The organism is Rhodohalobacter sp. (assembly GCF_041686455.1).
Taxonomy (GTDB): Bacteria; Bacteroidota; Rhodothermia; order Balneolales; family Balneolaceae; genus Rhodohalobacter.
The window spans coordinates 16225-32437 of the sequence record NZ_JAWLDW010000003.1; the positions used below are offsets into that span (position 1 = coordinate 16225).

The following is a 16213-nucleotide window of genomic DNA, read 5'->3' on the forward strand; positions in this document are numbered from 1 at the left end:
ATTGATTCATGAGTACTCTTTTAACAGTCATCTCTGTAAACGACGGTAAAATAAAACGATCTTCTCTTGAGGTCCTATCAAGATGTAATGAGCTGGCAGCTGATAACGGCTTAAAATCTGCTGCACTGGTTATCGATGCAAATGCATCAGACATTGCGGAAAAGCTTAAAGAATACGGCCCAGATACAATATACACCATTGAAAATCCGATTTTTAAAAATCACTTGAACACTCCGGTTCTGAAAGCACTATCTACTGCTTTAGACCACATTCAGCCACAACTGGTTGCCTTCCCATCAACGGAAAGTTCTAAGGATGTATTAGGAGCGCTTGCAGCAAATAAAGAAGCTGCAGCACTTAGTGATATGTCAGAATTTGAGTTGACCGAGAACGGGGTTAAAGGCAAACGTCCGGTTATGGCATCAAAAATTATTTCAGCTGTAGAAGCAACAGGCAGTCCGGTTATTATATCTGTTCGATCCGGTTCTTATGATGCTGTAGAAAAATCAAGCGATGCGTCTATAGAAGCTATTGATTTCAATTTCAACGATGATGAGCTTCGAATTACCCTCAAAGAAATTATCAGCTCATCTTCTGATCGTGTTGATCTCTCGGAAGCAGAAGCTGTTGTAGCTGCCGGTCGCGGAGTGAAAGATGAAGAGGGACGAAATATGATCTCTGAACTTGCTTCCATACTGAACGCCGGAATCGGTGCTTCACGAGCATTAACAGAAGCAGGCGATTACGACCCAAGCCTTCAAATTGGTCAGACCGGAAAAGTGGTCTCGCCTCAGCTTTACATTGGAGTTGCCATTTCAGGAGCAATTCAACACGTTGCTGGTATGGCAAACAGTAAAGTGATTGTAGCCATCAATAAAGATCCTGACGCCCCTATTTTTGATATTGCAGACTACGGCCTGGTTGGTGACCTTTATAAAATCCTGCCTCCATTCATCGAAGAACTGAAAAAAATCAAACAGAATTAGATATGAGATTAGATTCTTGAGTCGTGAGGGACCTTAACCCTCATCTCAAGACTCACATATCAAGACTCACGACTAAATCACTATGGACGAAAAATTTGATTGTATCATCGTCGGCGCCGGTGTGGCCGGACTTGCCGCTGCCATGACGCTCGCCAAAAACAACATGAAATTCCTCCTTATTGAAAAGGGTGAATTTCCCGGGTCTAAGAATGTATCCGGCGGAGTTTTATGGGGCAGTGATCTAAACAAGCTGGTTCCCAATTACTGGGAAGAGGAAGATGCCGGCTGGGATCGGTTTATCAACCACCGCAGACTTACCTTTATGGATGAGCAGTCATCATTCTCCGTTGATTTTAAATCATCTCACTTTAATGAAGCCCCATATAACGGCGTAGTAGTGCTTCGATCCAAGTTTGACAAATGGCTTGCCGGCAAAGTGGAAAAAGCTATTGCTGAAAGTGATTATGCCATGGACTCTTTTGTTGCACCCAACATCCTTGTTGAGGAAGTATTGGAAGAGGACGGAAAAGTTGTAGGAATTCGAACCGGTGAAGATAAATTTTATGCAGATTCAGTTATTTTAGCTGAAGGTGTTAACAACCTTCTGACTCGTCAGGTCGGACTTCAGGATAAATACGTCCCGGCCGATCACATGCTAACCGGAGTGAAAGAGATTATCCGTTTTGATCAGGATGTTCTTGAGAACCGTTTTCAGTTAAATGGCCGAAGCGGAATGAGTAACGAATTTGTCGGGCACGCAACAAACGGCGTTGAAGGCGGCGGATTTCTCTACACGAATAAAGATACCGTCTCAATCGGATTGGTTCTGGGATTGAAAGATCTACGTGAAAAAGAACAAACTCCGTACGATATTCTGAATCACTTCAAAAAACATCCTGCCGTTGCTGATATGATTCGGGGCGGGGAAGTTGTGGAATATTCTGCTCACGTCGTGTCATCCGGTGATAAGCGTGTGATGCCTGAAAAGCTTTACAAAGCCGGATTGACGGTTTGCGGTGAAGCAGCCAACCTGCTGATGAATGCCGGGAAAGCCATACAGGGAATGGATTATGCGATGCGGTCCGGAATATTGGCAGCCGAAGCCATCACAAAAGCGAAAGAGAAAGGCGATTTTGGAGAATCTGCAATGAAAGCATATCAGGATACGTTGGAAGATAGCTATGTAATGAAAGACATCAACAACTTTCAGGATGCTGTTCATCTGTTGCACGATCCGTTTATGGTCGATAAGATGCCAAATCTGATCTGCGATTTCGGACGGAATTTCTTTAGCATCAAAAATGAACCCACAAAGAAAGCAAGAAATATGTTTAGCGATTCAGTGAAAAAGCACGCTTCTTACTGGGATCTCGTTAAGATTGGAGCAAAAGGAGCGAAAGCCCTCTAGACGTGAGACGTGAGACGTGAGACGTGAGAAATTTTCAAATTTTTTATAATACGAACAAGTTTTAAAATAATTCAAAGCCATGAAACTCCTGACTTTACCCGAACGACTTGGATTGGTAAGCTATCGTAACCAGGCAAAATCTGAGATCAAACCTCATATTAAGGTTGAAACAGATATATGCAACTCAACTTGTCCGCATCATTGTACGACGTACGTTTGCCCTGCAAACTGCTATACAAAAGACGAAGATGGGAAAGTCCACTTTCAGGTGGAAGACTGTATAGAGTGTGGTACATGTATGTTCGCATGTGATCAGGGAGCAGTAAGTTGGGAATTTCCCGATCCTGAAATTGGTCGTGGCGTGACATGGAATTTTGGTTAAACAAATCTTAAGCACATAAAAAAGGCTCTCCGAAATTTATTCCGGAGAGCCTTTTTTGATTATAATCCTGCGATATTGTTAATCAAGTTTAAATTCAAGTCTGGTTCCTTTATTTACAATATCTACCTCTTTCTCAACAGTACCGTGCGATTCTGAATTAATTGAAACGGTTTGTGTACCTACACTTACTTCATTCATAACAAAAGTTCCATCTTCTGTTGTGGTAGTACGAAGATCATCTGCAGTAAAGTGCAGTTCTGCGTTGGCTACTCGTTCATAATCTGCTGTCATAACTACTCCGGCTACATTGGTAATCTCTTCAGAAGTCAGACTTCCCGGCGATGAACAACTCACCCCTACAAAAAGAAAAAGTGCAATTAGAAGAGATGTTTTTTTAGTAAACATAATATGTGTGGTATTAAATTAGTATTGCAGTCATAGTTATAAACATTTCTCAGATCACATTGTTCCATTCTTTTAAATTTCATTACCAATTGAGCCACAGGTACTTTGGCAGATGAGCTATCTTATCCGAAAATAGCCCTTTCCTTCACGTAAAAATTTGAAACCGCATAAATGAAAACAGGCAAAAAATCGTTACCTTTTGGAAGCGGTACCAAAAAATAAAACTATTTAAAAATGACACTAGACGTACTTGAAAAATCATCCTCACTATCATTTGATCTGACTGAAGATCAAGCCATGATTCGCGATACTGTTCGCGATTTTGCCAATCGGCATATAGCTCCGGGAGTGATTGAACGTGACACCAATAAAAAATTTCCACACGACATTATTAAAATGCTTGCCGATCAGGGTTTACTCGGCATATACCATGAAGAGAAATATGGCGGCGCCGGTTTTGACACTGTAAGTTTTTGCCTTGCACTGGAAGAGATAGCGCGCTGGGATGCATCCCTTGCTCTAACAGTAGCTTCTCACACATCCTTGGGTAGTGGCCACATTGCACTTGCAGGAAATGATGCACAGAAGAAAAAATATCTCACTCCCCTTGCTCAAGGTGAAAAACTGGGAGCATGGTGTCTTACCGAACCGGGATCGGGAAGTGACTCCTCTGATATGAAAACCATTGCTGTGAAAGAAGGAAACGAATGGGTCATCAATGGTGCGAAAACTTTTATAACTCAGGCTACCGTAGGCAGTACATATGTAGTGCTTGCAAAAACTGACCCTGACAAGGGTACCAAAGGGATCAGTGCTTTTATTGTTGAGCGCGAGATGGACGGCGTAAAACCCGGTGAACCGATGCATAAGTTAGGCATGAACTCATCCGATACCGCCGAGGTTGTGCTTGAAAATGTAAGAGTACCTGAAGACAATCTACTTGGTGAATTGGGAAGAGGGTTTGTCGATACTATGAAGGTATTGGATGGCGGACGAATTGGAATCGGTGCCCTATCCGTTGGGATTGCCCGCGGTGCACTCGAAGAGTCTATGAAATACGCCAAGCAGCGTAAGCAGTTTGGTCGCTCAATCGGTGACTTTCAGGCTATCGAACATAAAATGGTTAACATGGCCGTTGAGATTGATGCTGCGCGACTTTTAGTTCACAGAGCTGCCTGGTTGAAAGATCAGGGACGTCCATACACGAAAGAAGCTTCAATGGCGAAACTATTCGCTTCTGAACTTTCAGAACGAGCTTCACTTGATGCGATCCAGATTCATGGCGGTTACGGTTACACCAAAGAGTATCACGTTGAGAGATTTTTGCGTGATTCGAAACTGATGACCATCGGTGAGGGAACCTCTGAAATTCAACGGTTGATCCTGGCCCGTGAAATTAAAAATGAGCTGGGCTATAACAGCTAATTTATAACGGCCAATTGATTTAATATAGAGTCGCATTTCGAAGGAAATACGACTCTAATTATATCTGGTTTTCACGATCAGTGATTCAGATAATTTATTCCAAAAATTTATTTACGTGAATGATTTGCCACACTGAATTCATTACATTGCAACGTATATAGAAAACAAAACCCGACTTTTAATCATCTACCAACATGGGAAATTCACAATTTAACATAGACGACGCATACCTCTTCGAATCTGAGTTGAACGAAGATGACAAAATGATCATGGAGACTGCCCGCGAGTATGCCCAAACCAAACTGGAACCGCGTGCACTTAAAGGAAATCAGGAAGAAATTTTTGATATGGATATCGCCAAAGAAATGGGCGATCTTGGGCTTCTTGGAGCAACTACTGATCCCAAATATGGCGGAGTCGGTGCCAGCCAGACGGCTTATGGACTCGTAGCTCGTGAAGTTGAACGCGTCGATTCCGGTTACCGATCTTTTATGTCTGTTCAATCTTCCCTGGTGATGTATCCCATCTCCCAATTTGGAACCGAAGAGCAGAAAGAGCGTTTCCTGCCAAGACTTGCTTCCGGTGAAATCATCGGATGTTTTGGGTTGACCGAGCCGGATCACGGTTCAGATCCCGGGTCGATGGTTACAACAGCTGTTAAAACAGACGGCGGATGGATTCTGAACGGAGCCAAAATGTGGATTACCAACTCCCCCATTTCGGATGTGGGAATTGTTTGGGCAAAAGCCAAAGAGCATAAAGATGACAAACCGGTTATCCGTGGTTTTATCGTTGAAAAAGGCATGGAGGGTTACTCCTGCCCGGCTACCAAATACAAAATGAGTTTAAGGGCATCTTCCACCGGAGAGATGGTTTTTGAAGATGTGTTTGTCCCTGATGAAAATGTATTTCCCGATATCCGCGGACTGAAAGGTCCATTTATGTGTCTGAATAGCGCACGTTACGGAATTGCCTGGGGTGCTGTAGGTGCTGCTGAGTTTTGCTATCAGAAAGCACGACAGTATGTATTGGACCGTAAGCAGTTTGGTCACCCGATTGCAGCCAACCAATTACCGCAAACGAAGCTGGCCAACATGCTGACTGAAATAACATCCATGCAGCTATTGGCACTTCGGCTTGGGAAATTAAAAGATGAGGGGCGGGATCACCATGCCATGACATCCCTTGCCAAGCGAAATAATGTGGGCAAAGCATTGGATATTGCACGGGTCGCGCGTGATATGCACGGTGGGAACGGAATTACCGGTGAGTACAGAGTCATTCACCACATGGTTAACCTGGAGTCTGTAAACACCTACGAAGGAACATACGACATCCACGGACTAATCCTGGGAAGAGAAATTACTGGGATTCAGTCTTTTACTCCAAAAGGAAACAGTTAAATTTTGAATATTCACCTGACAGCGTCCGTAAACTGACGGACCTGTTAGCGTGATATATTTACTAAGATATTACCGAAAAATAACGCTGTCAGGTACCGAATGCTTTCGGCACGCTGACATGTTCTACATTTCTGCAAACCAAGACACATGATCTACGAATTTAACGGTTACAAACCGGTAATTGATGAATCTGCCTACATCCACCCTTTGGCGGCAGTAACCGGAAATGTAATTATCGGAAAAGATGTCTACATCGGGCCTGGAGCTGCCATCCGGGGCGACTGGGGGAAAATTGTGATTGAAGATGGATGTAATGTTCAGGAAAACTGCACCATTCATATGTTTCCGGGTGTAACGGTTACATTGAAAAAATCAGCACATATCGGTCATGGTGCCATAATTCATGGAGCCACTATCGGGGAGAATTCCTTGGTTGGAATGAATGCGGTAGTGATGGATAATGTGATCGTCGGGAAAGAGTGTATCGTCGGTGCGCTTGCATTCATTAAAGAAGGAATGGAAATTCCGGATCGAAAGGTTGTGGTTGGAAACCCTGCCAAGATCGTTAAGGACGTTACCGACGAAATGGCCAAATGGAAAACGGAAGGTACCGCTTGGTATCAGCGACTGCCCAAACAGCTATACGATACACTTAGTGAGTGTGAGCCTCTTCGAGAAGTACCCAAAGATCGGGTAGATCAATCGGGCGATTATACAACATGGGGAGATAAAAAAGACAATCACTGATCGGAATCATACCACCAATTATTTATGAATAATTCTGAAATAGAAGAAAGCAACCAGTTCAACCTTCAATTTGACAAGCGAGGCGGACTTTTGCCCGTGGTCGTTCAGGAATCCGAAACCGGCGATATCTTAATGATCGCTTCCGTAAATAGAGAGGCTGTAGATCGAACCCTTGAAACCAAAAAGGCCACGTTCTGGAGCACCAGCCGAAATAAACTCTGGGTAAAAGGAGAAACATCGGGGAATACCATCTGGATCGATGAGATTTTGGTTGATTGCGATCAGGACGCTTTAGTCTATAAAGTAAGATTGGAAGGTGATGGAGTCTGTCATACCAAGAATAAGTTGGGCGTTCATCGGAAATCATGCTTTTACAGATCTCTGAATCCGGATAGTAAAGAACTAACTTTTCTGGAAAAATAGATGCAGAAATCAGCAAAAAATATATTTGGCCAACCATTAAAAGAGTGCAGTAAAAAACCACTAACCGGATTTTATCGTGACGGCTGCTGCCACACAGGTCCACAGGACTCCGGGCGACATTTGGTTTGTGCGATCATGACCGATGAATTTTTAGATTTTTCCATGGAGATGGGCAATCCTTTAAAAACACCCATGCCACAGTATAGCTTCCCCGGACTGAAAGCCGGTGATAAATGGTGTTTGTGTGCGCTGCGATGGAAAGAAGCCTATGATGCAGGAGTTGCACCTACGATCGATCTCGAAGCTACCAACGAAAAAGTACTGGATTTTGTGACTATGGATCAGCTTCTGGAATATGCTCACACCAAGTAATCTCACTGCCCACCGGAATCAATCCCGAATAATCTTGAATATTCATCATTTATCATGAATAACTGCATTCTGTGTCTTTCAAAGAAGGCAGAAGATTTTTGCGAGGCCGACGGTTACGACTATCTGCATTGCACGAACTGTGATCTTATATTCGTAAAACCCGGACAGCGGCTCGATCCTGATGAAGAAAAAAGTAGGTACGACTTACACGAAAATGATCCTGCGGATGAGCGGTATCGAAATTTCTTAAGTCAGCTATACAAACCACTAAGTGAAAAGCTTTCACCTAATAGCCTTGGACTCGATTTTGGGTCAGGCCCGGGCCCTACTCTAAGTGTTATGTTCGAAGAAGATGGACATAGAGTAAATATTTACGATCCATTCTACGCTCCTGACCAATCTGTCTTTGACCATCAATATGATTTCATTACCACTACGGAAACAGCGGAACACCTTTTTAATCCAAGAAAAGAGTTCGACCTGCTTTGGTCATGCCTGAAGGCCGGCGGTTTTTTGGGAATCATGACTAAAATTGTCCCCTCTCTTGATGAATTTCCGGATTGGCACTATCGAAAAGATGACACACATGTTACTTTCTATTCTGAAAGGACGTTTCAATGGATGGCCGAATATTATGGATCTACACTTGAAATTTTCGGTGAACGCACTGTTATTTTAGAAAAACATTCAAACTGATAAATAAATTACATCATGGAAGAAGCCGTTATTTATGAAATTATTGGCTATCTGGCTTCGCTGCTGGTAGCTATCTCTCTGATGATGAGCGCTATCGTCAAACTGCGAATTATTAATCTGCTCGGTTCTCTAACCTTTACAGTATATGGTATACTGATCAATGCCTGGCCGGTAGCACTAATGAATGCATTTATTGTTCTGGTAAATATTTACTACCTGGTAAAAATTTACCGGTACGATCACTATTTCCAACTTCTCAGATCTAATGACGAGAGTAACTATCTGGCCAAATTTTTAGAATTTTACCGAGATCATATCAAAACATACCAGCCTGAATTCTCTTTCGAAAAATCTTATAACTACGTTGTTTTTGTGCTGAGTGATATGGTGCCGGCCGGGTTAGTTATTGGCAACTTGAAAGATGACGGCACTTTGGAAATGGATCTTGATTTTGTAATTCCAAGCTATCGTGATTTTAAAATCGGTAGCTTTCTGTTTGAAAAAAATAGAGAAGAGTTAAAAAAGGACGGAATTCGTAAAATAGTGACGCCTACGGGCAATGAAGATCATAATAACTATCTGAAAAAGGTAGGTTTTGACAGAAAAGAATCTCATTTCGTAAAAGAGTTTTAATAAAAAAAGCCCCGCACTACTGCAGGGCTCTAATCACAAATCTTATAAGCCAAGTTTAATTTTTAAAAATTCAACTCAGCTTTTTTGATTTGATTTAATCCAGGGCTTTATCAATTGCTGTTGTAATATGAGCTGCATGTGCTCTGGTCTCTTCATTAACAGATCCCTTGTTATCCATCATAGAACGGATGTTTTGCAAGTTATAGAGCGCAGCAGACTTGGCAATATGGTCGTGGCTATCACTTTCAAGCATTGAGATCAAACGGTTCACATATTCAATCTGTAAATTCTGCCTGAATGTGTTCACATTTCCTCCGGCATCAGCATTGAATGTTGCACTTGTTAAATCTCCCACCACCTCTGCCACCGTGTAGGTATTACCATAGGTTCGAGAATCGGTGATTCTCTTCATCGTATTCGGATGCATCAGATGATTCAACACATTTGACTGCATGCCAAGTGCTAAATCATGAATCTTTGGATCTTCCGACATTGAGAAGAAATTAAAACCACGTCGCTGAATCTGGAGATAATTATAAACTTCATGAGAAGTGCTGAATGCATCCGGTGCAAACAGATATTGATCCAAATAGGTCATCGCCTCTTTCTGCTCTTCTACCTGAACCGGTCTGAAAGGTATATCTCCTCCCTTCTGACCGATAAAAGCTCGATCGCGGTAAACACCTCCGATTTGACGGGAAAATACACCGGTTTGTGTTCGCTGTTGTCCCATTATAGACATAAATGCGTTGCGAAGCTCCTGGTACGACTGCCCTTCACGGGTACCGAACTTCTCAAGAAGTCCATCCATCAGTTCCTTAGTCATCTCGATTCGCTCCACGCCATAAGCGACCGGATCTGATGACATATCTCCGACCATTATACGAGGGTCAATCGCCTTACCGGGACTTCTCATATCATCCGCATCATTACCAAATGCGAGCTCAGGATCAGTCGACCTTTCGAGGTGAGACTCTCTTTCATTCTCATCATCTAGTTCAGGTTTATAACCAAATTCAATCGCCCAGATATCGTAAGGGCCGGGTTTGGTGTCGTAGTATCGTCCTTGATTATCAAGGTCTCTGTTCACGTTCACGGATGAGTAGTCCATCACTGAACCGGTCAAGCCTAATGTATTCGCCAGCTCCTCATTATGAATATCCTCCGGGGAGTGCAACGTACTGGCTTGCATGTTGTGGTTGAGTCCAAATGTGTGGCCCAGTTCGTGTAAAATTAACATGGTCATCGCCTCTTTCTGAAATCCTTCCAGCTCTTCTTCGGGGGCATCCAGCAAACTCAGTGCGCTCATTCCAAATTGGTTGTTCTGAGAAAAATGTTGCCCGTAAGTACAAAACTTTTCATCCATCGCCTCATGGATTGGCATCTCGGTATTTAGGCCTGAAGCAAGAATATCTTCTTCGAACATACGATTTCTGAAAAATCCCCACTCCAGCATAATATCTGATCCCAGAATTTGACCGGTGCGTGGATTGACAAAACTTGGCCCGTAACCGCCAAACGGTGGAATCGGGGAAGATGTCCACCGTAAAACATTATATCGAATATCTCCTGCTTCCCATTCAGCGTCATCGGGTTGTACTTTTACCTCAATTGCATTTCTGAACCCGGCGGCTTCAAATGCTTCATTCCAGGCCAGTGTAGCTTCTTTTATGGTTTCCCTGAATTCATGCGGTGTAGTATTTTCAATCCACCAGACAATCGGTTCTACAGGTTCTGATATTTCAGCGTTTGGATCTTTTTTGACCAAATTCCATCGGTGGACTAAATCCCGATAAGGAGTTGGGTTTGTACTCACCTGATCATCCATCAAAGTTGTAAAATAACCCACTCTCGGATCCGCAAATCTCGGTTCAAATTCATTTTCAGGCATTTCAATAAACGTATGCTGAAAGGCAATCTTGACGGATCTTCCGTCCGTTACTGCTTCGCTGGTTGAACCTGTTGGGTATTGAGATTCATACACATATTCCACCAAAATATCTGAATTCTTCGGATAGCTTTTAATAGCGGTGTACTTACTTTTCTCACGGCTTAGATTACCAATTGAATATTGTCCCGGGCCGCTAAACGGATTGGGGCTCGGTTTGATTTGATGCAGACTTTCGGATAAAAACAATGGATCAGCATCTATGAGCAACATTCCTGATGTATCATCCTCAGCTGTAATCTTACCGCTAAAAAGAAGTGCATCTGAAATATTTGCATTCGAAGCGCGACTCAGCGGACTCTCCTCATCAAACCAATAGCGATTATTTACATGTACAAACTCAATTTTATCAAAATATCGTCTGACCTTTACAATCTTATTGTCCCTGAAATTTCCTCTGAAGTGGCCTGCTTCCAGCACACCATCCTGCGACATTCCAAAGTAGATAAATTCCTTATCGAGCTGATCTTTATGGATAGCCATTTTAGTAGAACCATCGGTTGTATCCTGATAGATCGTAAATAATCCTTCGTAGGCTAAGCTTTTATCCACAGCCTTATCAAAGTCTATAGTTTCTTTCTGTTGACCTCCATTTGATTCTGCCGGGGCAGTCTGTTGAGTTGCTGCACAGCTTGCCAACACAAAAACCAAGAGAGGTGTAATTAAAATTTTTGATACTGTAGCTTTAATCATAATTAAAAAGATGTCAGTTATCGTTTATGGTCAGATAATATATCTAAAGTAGCGGAAATCAATACTATTGATGATTTAAATTTTACTATTTATTCTAATTCAAATCATTTGACGCAATAAAAAGATTCCGGTTTCAAAACATCACAAAAAGGTGACTTTTCATTTAACATTATTTGACTAAATTATTTAATTAATATCATCTTAAAATATGAAACAGCTGATACTACTCACTTTCTCATTCATCCTTTTTGGAACAGCTTGCAAATCAACTGAAACTAGTCCCAACAAAGAGAATCGTCCTGCAATCCCAGAACCGTACACCATTGCTCAATCTATTGAAGAAAATCCGGAAAGGCAGATTCCTATAGTTGGATTGATGAAAATAGTTACAATGAAGTATGGAACATCGTTGATGAGTTTCCTTCCGCAGTGAACGGTTTACGAGATCTTCAATTACGCATTTCAAAGACAGTGGCTAACAATCCATCTGAAGATTGTGATAAATTAGATGGTGAGAGTGTTCTTTACCGCTTCATCGTGAATGAGAATGGAATTATATCAAAAATGAATAATTACATTGAAGAGCCAAATGAGTGCGCTGAACTGGTTGAAATTACGATAAGAGCAACGCAATTCACACCCGGAAAAGTGAATGGAGCTCCTGTTTCAACAGTATTTGGATTACCTGTTAAATTTTAAACAAAAAACCCCGATCTGCATTCACAAATCGGGGTTTTTAATTTTTTAACTGAATAAAAAGTTACTGGGCAACTTTCAGCTTATTATCAGCAATTGCCAGATCTTTTTCAGCTTTTTCGCGATCGTTCTTCACATCTTTTAATCGCTCTTTGGCATCCTCGCGTAATTTTTTAGCCTCGTCGACATCAATTTCAGATGCTTCTTCAGCCTTTTCGGCCAGTATGGTCAAGTTGTTATCATTCATCTCTACAAAACCACCACTCACAGCATAAATGGTTTCGCTGCTGTCCGGTTTTTTTATAATGATGCGACCCACACCAAGTGATGATACAATCGGTGCGTGATTAAAGAGCATTAAAAAATTACCGCTTTTTCCGGGAACCTGTACACCCTCAACCTCACCTTCATACAGTGAACCTTCAGGTGTCAATAGTTGTGCTTGAAAAGTATTGGACACGGTTTTCTCCGGTTTAATTATTCTTCTGATTCAGCAAGAAGTTTTTCACCTTTCTCCTGAGCCTGTTCAATCGTACCGACTAAGTGAAAGGAGTTCTCTGGAAGATGATCCAGATCTCCCTCAAGGATCATTTTAAATCCTTTAATAGTGTCATCAATCTTCACATACTCACCACTCTGGCCGGTAAACTGCTCAGCTACAAAGAATGGCTGACTGAGGAAACGTTGTACTCTACGGGCACGGCTTACAACAGTCTTATCTTCGTCTGAAAGTTCATCCATACCCAGAATAGCAATGATATCCTGAAGATCTTTGTACTTCTGAAGAATCTCTTTCACTTCCTGTGCAGTATCATAGTGATCATCACCAACAACTTTTGGATCCAGAATTCGAGATGTAGAATCAAGCGGATCAACAGCCGGATAGATACCTATCTGTGTCAATGCACGACTCAATACTGTTGTAGCATCCAGGTGAGAAAACGTTGTAGCCGGAGCAGGGTCAGTCAAGTCATCCGCAGGTACGTAAATCGCCTGAACTGATGTAATAGATCCATCTTTAGTTGAAGTAATGCGCTCCTGAAGATCACCCATTTCACTAGCCAGGGTTGGCTGGTAACCTACAGCTGAAGGCATACGTCCCAGCAGCGCTGATACCTCAGAACCCGCCTGGGTAAATCGGAAAATATTGTCAATAAAGAGTAGAATATCTTTGGAAACCTCATCACGGAAATACTCCGCAACAGTCAAACCGGAAAGTGCAACCCGAGCACGGGCTCCCGGTGGTTCGTTCATCTGGCCAAATACCAATGTAGCCTGAGACTCTTTCAATTTCTCTTTGTCTACTTTAGAAAGGTCCCACTCCCCTTTCTCCATGGATTCGATAAATTCGTCGCCGTACTTAATTACTCCTGACTCGAGGAACTCACGAAGAAGATCATTCCCCTCACGTGTACGTTCACCAACGCCGGCAAATACGGAAAGTCCACCGTGCTGCTTGGCGATATTATTAATCAGCTCCTGAATCAATACCGTTTTACCTACACCGGCACCACCAAAAAGACCAATTTTACCACCCTTTGCGTAAGGACAGAGAAGGTCAATCACCTTAATACCGGTCTCAAGCATCTCGCTACTTGTAGCCAGATCTTCAAATTTGGGAGCTTCACGGTGAATAGGATATCTCCTTTCACCTTCAGGCTGTTCAATACCATCAATGGCTTCACCAACAACATTAAACAGACGGCCACGAATATCTTCACCAATAGGCATAGAGAGTGGACCACCTGTATCAATAACATCCATATTTCGAACAAGGCCATCCGTGGAGTCCATCGCAATGGTTCTTACTCTGCTTTCTCCGAGATGTTGAGCAACCTCTAAATAGAGTTTTGTTTTGTCTTCGCGTTCTATGTAGAGTGCGCTCATTACTTTGGGAAGCTCTCCTTTACCAAAATCAACGTCTACTACCGGGCCAATAACTTGTGCTACAGTTCCTTTATTCATTCGATTATAATCGTTTTTTATGTCTTTACGCGTGTTGTAAACTGTTTTACTTCTTCTTTCGAGCGGTGCAGGAGTGCCGAAATCTGATCGGCTTTTACCTTCCCCGTGAAAGCTCAAAAAGTTACCCACTTCTCACTCAAAAATCAAAGTGCAATCACATCTATTAATATTTTTATTCACTATTCTTTTTTCATCATCGTTTAAGGCAGAAATCAACTTTTCTTCCCGTTCCGCCAAGTACCTACACTATCGGTGATACTGTAGAACTGCTCTGTAGAATTGCCGTACTAAATACTTCGCTAAAACCCCTAGAACAGGGTTACGGTAGGTTTTTAAATGAATAATGGTTTTAAATGCAGCGCCACCCAGAATCCGTATAGACTCTTTCATCATATGCATACCGAAGAGAAATATTCCCAGCCCGGTGAAGAATGTCCAAATCTCAAATTGTGAAAAGGCGCTCATGGATAACCGTACCATATTTTCTATTACCGAAAGTACTCAGAAACTTTGGATTATTACGGAAAGGCCGGATTCAATTTTATCGGGATCAACCATTAGCAAAAAGTATCACAATCTACTATCTTTAAGACTCTTTAAAATTCGACTCCTTACCGATCATATTCGGCTTCGAATTGTTGAAATTTGAATTTATAAAACCGGGAAAAACCATTGGATACGGAACTTACAGCGCGATCAGTCAGTATTGAACTACTTGAAAAATTTGATGAAACAAAAAACCTCGACTATTCAGTGGCCAACGATCTGGAATCGAGGGAGCGGGCTCAGGTTCGGGAGTATGTTCAAAACATTCTACGTAAGCGGAGTTACCTTGACTTTATCATCGGAAATTATTCCAGTATTTCGCTAGAGGAAATGAAGTTCTCTTTGAAGAACATTTTACGCCTCGGACTTTATGAAATGCTCTTTATGGATAGCACACCCGACTATGCTGCTATCAACGAATCAGTTGATCTGGCTAAGCTCAAACTCGGCTCAAAGGCCGGAGATTTAGTCAATGCCATTCTACGAAACATCCAGCGTGATATTGAAAGTCTGCCCAAACCTGCCTTTGAAGACAGAACAAAACTTATTGCAACAACTTTTTCACACCCTGAGTGGATGGTAGAACGCTGGGTAAAAAGATTTGGTGAGCGTGAGGCTTTCCAATTGATGCAAGCCAACAACACCCGACCAAATTACTACGTTCGTGCGAATAACCTTCGTACCAAAACTGATAATTTTAAACTCCGCATGGAGAAACTCGATATCGAGTTTGAGGAGAGCGACTGGCTGCCCGGATATTTTAAAGTAGATAGTGTAGCCCCTTTTATTGCAAAAGACCTTCTGAAAAAAGGAATCTGTCTCGTCCAGGATATTGCCGCAGGTTTTGCTCCAACAATTGTTGAGCCGGAACCGGACGAAACCATTTACGATCTCTGTGCAGCACCGGGAACCAAGAGTATCGTAATGTCAGACATGATGAATGCAGAAGGCAGCATTGTAGCTGTAGACATCAATCCCGGCAGGCTTGAACTGCTTGCTGAAAATGCCCTGAACTACAATGCAGAGAACATCAAAATTCGTCAGGATGATGTTCGTGAGTTAAATCTTAAGCTGGCCGATGGTGTACTTTTAGACGCTCCATGCACCGGAACAGGAGTACTGAGCAAACGAGCTGATCTGAGGTGGAAACGCACCAAAGAGGAATTGGAAAACTCCGTTAAACTTCAGGAAGAACTTCTTGATGAAGCAGGCAACCATGTGAAACGCGGCGGGCGCCTTGTCTACAGCACCTGCTCATTGGAGCCGGAAGAGAACTGGGAACAGATTCAGAAATTCCTTGAAAAGTATGACAACTATGAGCTCGAAAAGCTGGATGAGTTTCTGCCTGAAGAGGTTCTTGTCGAAGATGGCTATGCTTACCAGACATTCCCTCACAAACATGGATGTGACGGACATTTCGGCGTTCGAATGGTCCGAGTAAAATAAACAGTTTTTTTAGTGTAGACTTAATTCAGAATACAGAAC

Annotated in this window: 19 protein-coding genes; 14 read left to right on the forward strand and 5 right to left on the reverse strand. The window is 42.3% G+C overall.

What is annotated here, in order from left to right; genetic code table 11:
- Positions 1–8: 8 nt before the first annotated feature.
- The 3 genes from ACESM0_RS00705 (at position 9) to ACESM0_RS00715 (ending at position 2776) form a co-directional block, all read left to right on the forward strand.
- Positions 9–986: an electron transfer flavoprotein subunit alpha/FixB family protein gene (locus ACESM0_RS00705; RefSeq protein WP_372902645.1), complete on the forward strand. Its 978-nt coding sequence runs from the start codon at positions 9–11 to the stop codon at positions 984–986.
- Positions 987–1068: 82 nt separating this feature from the next.
- On the forward strand, positions 1069–2394 hold the full coding sequence (locus ACESM0_RS00710) for an FAD-dependent oxidoreductase (protein WP_372902647.1): 1326 nt from the start codon (positions 1069–1071) through the stop codon (positions 2392–2394).
- Positions 2395–2473: 79 nt separating this feature from the next.
- A complete protein-coding gene (locus ACESM0_RS00715) occupies positions 2474–2776 on the forward strand; it encodes a ferredoxin family protein (protein ID WP_372902649.1) in 303 nt (100 codons plus the stop codon).
- A gap of 78 nt (positions 2777–2854) precedes the next feature.
- Here ACESM0_RS00715 and ACESM0_RS00720 read toward each other — a convergent pair whose 3' ends face one another.
- A complete protein-coding gene (locus ACESM0_RS00720; protein WP_372902651.1) occupies positions 2855–3181 on the reverse strand; it encodes a hypothetical protein in 327 nt (108 codons plus the stop codon).
- A gap of 234 nt (positions 3182–3415) precedes the next feature.
- Here ACESM0_RS00720 and ACESM0_RS00725 point away from each other — a divergent pair, with 234 nt between their 5' ends.
- The 7 genes from ACESM0_RS00725 to ACESM0_RS00755 all read left to right on the forward strand — a co-directional run bounded on the left by ACESM0_RS00725 (position 3416) and on the right by ACESM0_RS00755 (position 8880).
- The gene (locus ACESM0_RS00725; RefSeq protein ID WP_372902653.1) at positions 3416–4606 is read left to right on the forward strand and encodes an acyl-CoA dehydrogenase family protein; all 1191 of its coding nucleotides are present in this window, start codon (positions 3416–3418) and stop codon (positions 4604–4606) included.
- Positions 4607–4800: 194 nt separating this feature from the next.
- The gene (locus ACESM0_RS00730; RefSeq protein WP_372902655.1) at positions 4801–6009 is read left to right on the forward strand and encodes an acyl-CoA dehydrogenase; all 1209 of its coding nucleotides are present in this window, start codon (positions 4801–4803) and stop codon (positions 6007–6009) included.
- 147 nt (positions 6010–6156) lie between these two features.
- Positions 6157–6756 (forward strand): transferase hexapeptide repeat family protein, encoded by a 600-nt coding sequence (locus tag ACESM0_RS00735; RefSeq protein ID WP_372902657.1) that lies wholly within the window; start codon positions 6157–6159, stop codon positions 6754–6756.
- A 24-nt stretch (positions 6757–6780) separates the two neighbouring features.
- Entirely contained in the window at positions 6781–7179 is a 399-nt protein-coding gene (hisI, locus tag ACESM0_RS00740) for a phosphoribosyl-AMP cyclohydrolase (RefSeq protein ID WP_372902659.1), read from the forward strand.
- On the forward strand, positions 7180–7551 hold the full coding sequence (locus ACESM0_RS00745; RefSeq protein ID WP_372902661.1) for a DUF2237 family protein: 372 nt from the start codon (positions 7180–7182) through the stop codon (positions 7549–7551).
- A 54-nt stretch (positions 7552–7605) separates the two neighbouring features.
- The gene (locus ACESM0_RS00750) at positions 7606–8247 is read left to right on the forward strand and encodes a class I SAM-dependent methyltransferase (RefSeq protein WP_372902663.1); all 642 of its coding nucleotides are present in this window, start codon (positions 7606–7608) and stop codon (positions 8245–8247) included.
- 15 nt (positions 8248–8262) lie between these two features.
- On the forward strand, positions 8263–8880 hold the full coding sequence (locus tag ACESM0_RS00755) for a GNAT family N-acetyltransferase (RefSeq protein ID WP_372902665.1): 618 nt from the start codon (positions 8263–8265) through the stop codon (positions 8878–8880).
- Positions 8881–8974: 94 nt separating this feature from the next.
- Here ACESM0_RS00755 and ACESM0_RS00760 read toward each other — a convergent pair whose 3' ends face one another.
- On the reverse strand, positions 8975–11521 hold the full coding sequence (locus tag ACESM0_RS00760) for a zinc-dependent metalloprotease (RefSeq protein ID WP_372902667.1): 2547 nt from the start codon (positions 11519–11521) through the stop codon (positions 8975–8977).
- 208 nt (positions 11522–11729) lie between these two features.
- Between ACESM0_RS00760 and ACESM0_RS00765 the strand changes: the two genes are divergently transcribed.
- Positions 11730–11954, forward strand: coding sequence for a hypothetical protein (locus tag ACESM0_RS00765; RefSeq protein ID WP_372902669.1), 225 nt, complete (start codon positions 11730–11732; stop codon positions 11952–11954).
- A 38-nt stretch (positions 11955–11992) separates the two neighbouring features.
- On the forward strand, positions 11993–12220 hold the full coding sequence (locus tag ACESM0_RS00770) for an energy transducer TonB (RefSeq protein ID WP_372902671.1): 228 nt from the start codon (positions 11993–11995) through the stop codon (positions 12218–12220).
- Positions 12221–12281: 61 nt separating this feature from the next.
- Here the strand turns inward: ACESM0_RS00770 and atpC are convergent, their stop codons facing one another.
- From atpC to ACESM0_RS00785, 3 genes are all read right to left on the reverse strand, one after another.
- Positions 12282–12677: an ATP synthase F1 subunit epsilon gene (gene atpC / locus ACESM0_RS00775; protein WP_372902673.1), complete on the reverse strand. Its 396-nt coding sequence runs from the start codon at positions 12675–12677 to the stop codon at positions 12282–12284.
- Positions 12678–12694: 17 nt separating this feature from the next.
- A complete protein-coding gene (gene atpD / locus ACESM0_RS00780; protein WP_372902742.1) occupies positions 12695–14182 on the reverse strand; it encodes a F0F1 ATP synthase subunit beta in 1488 nt (495 codons plus the stop codon).
- 246 nt (positions 14183–14428) lie between these two features.
- A complete protein-coding gene (locus ACESM0_RS00785) occupies positions 14429–14647 on the reverse strand; it encodes a hypothetical protein (RefSeq protein ID WP_372902675.1) in 219 nt (72 codons plus the stop codon).
- Between ACESM0_RS00785 and ACESM0_RS00790 the strand changes: the two genes are divergently transcribed.
- Positions 14646–14831, forward strand: coding sequence for a hypothetical protein (locus tag ACESM0_RS00790; protein WP_372902677.1), 186 nt, complete (start codon positions 14646–14648; stop codon positions 14829–14831). The two genes, ACESM0_RS00785 and ACESM0_RS00790, sit on opposite strands and share 2 nt — an antisense overlap.
- 23 nt (positions 14832–14854) lie before the next feature.
- Positions 14855–16174 (forward strand): 16S rRNA (cytosine(967)-C(5))-methyltransferase RsmB, encoded by a 1320-nt coding sequence (gene rsmB, locus ACESM0_RS00795; protein WP_372902679.1) that lies wholly within the window; start codon positions 14855–14857, stop codon positions 16172–16174.
- Positions 16175–16213 lie beyond the last annotated feature (39 nt).

Bases quoted from the DNA above. Each gene is read 5' to 3' on its own strand.
- ACESM0_RS00705 (WP_372902645.1), top strand. From the start codon at position 9: ATGAGTACTCTTTTAACAGTCATCTCTGTAAACGACGGTAAAATAAAA.
- ACESM0_RS00720 (WP_372902651.1), bottom strand. From the start codon at position 3,181: ATGTTTACTAAAAAAACATCTCTTCTAATTGCACTTTTTCTTTTTGTA.
- ACESM0_RS00730 (WP_372902655.1), top strand. From the start codon at position 4,801: ATGGGAAATTCACAATTTAACATAGACGACGCATACCTCTTCGAATCT.
- hisI (WP_372902659.1), top strand. From the start codon at position 6,781: ATGAATAATTCTGAAATAGAAGAAAGCAACCAGTTCAACCTTCAATTT.
- ACESM0_RS00750 (WP_372902663.1), top strand. From the start codon at position 7,606: ATGAATAACTGCATTCTGTGTCTTTCAAAGAAGGCAGAAGATTTTTGC.
- ACESM0_RS00735 (WP_372902657.1), top strand. From the start codon at position 6,157: ATGATCTACGAATTTAACGGTTACAAACCGGTAATTGATGAATCTGCC.
- ACESM0_RS00710 (WP_372902647.1), top strand. From the start codon at position 1,069: ATGGACGAAAAATTTGATTGTATCATCGTCGGCGCCGGTGTGGCCGGA.
- atpD (WP_372902742.1), bottom strand. From the start codon at position 14,182: ATGAATAAAGGAACTGTAGCACAAGTTATTGGCCCGGTAGTAGACGTT.
- ACESM0_RS00785 (WP_372902675.1), bottom strand. From the start codon at position 14,647: ATGAGCGCCTTTTCACAATTTGAGATTTGGACATTCTTCACCGGGCTG.
- ACESM0_RS00745 (WP_372902661.1), top strand. From the start codon at position 7,180: ATGCAGAAATCAGCAAAAAATATATTTGGCCAACCATTAAAAGAGTGC.
- ACESM0_RS00715 (WP_372902649.1), top strand. From the start codon at position 2,474: ATGAAACTCCTGACTTTACCCGAACGACTTGGATTGGTAAGCTATCGT.
- ACESM0_RS00755 (WP_372902665.1), top strand. From the start codon at position 8,263: ATGGAAGAAGCCGTTATTTATGAAATTATTGGCTATCTGGCTTCGCTG.
- ACESM0_RS00790 (WP_372902677.1), top strand. From the start codon at position 14,646: ATGGATAACCGTACCATATTTTCTATTACCGAAAGTACTCAGAAACTT.
- ACESM0_RS00760 (WP_372902667.1), bottom strand. From the start codon at position 11,521: ATGATTAAAGCTACAGTATCAAAAATTTTAATTACACCTCTCTTGGTT.
- ACESM0_RS00765 (WP_372902669.1), top strand. From the start codon at position 11,730: ATGAAACAGCTGATACTACTCACTTTCTCATTCATCCTTTTTGGAACA.
- ACESM0_RS00725 (WP_372902653.1), top strand. From the start codon at position 3,416: ATGACACTAGACGTACTTGAAAAATCATCCTCACTATCATTTGATCTG.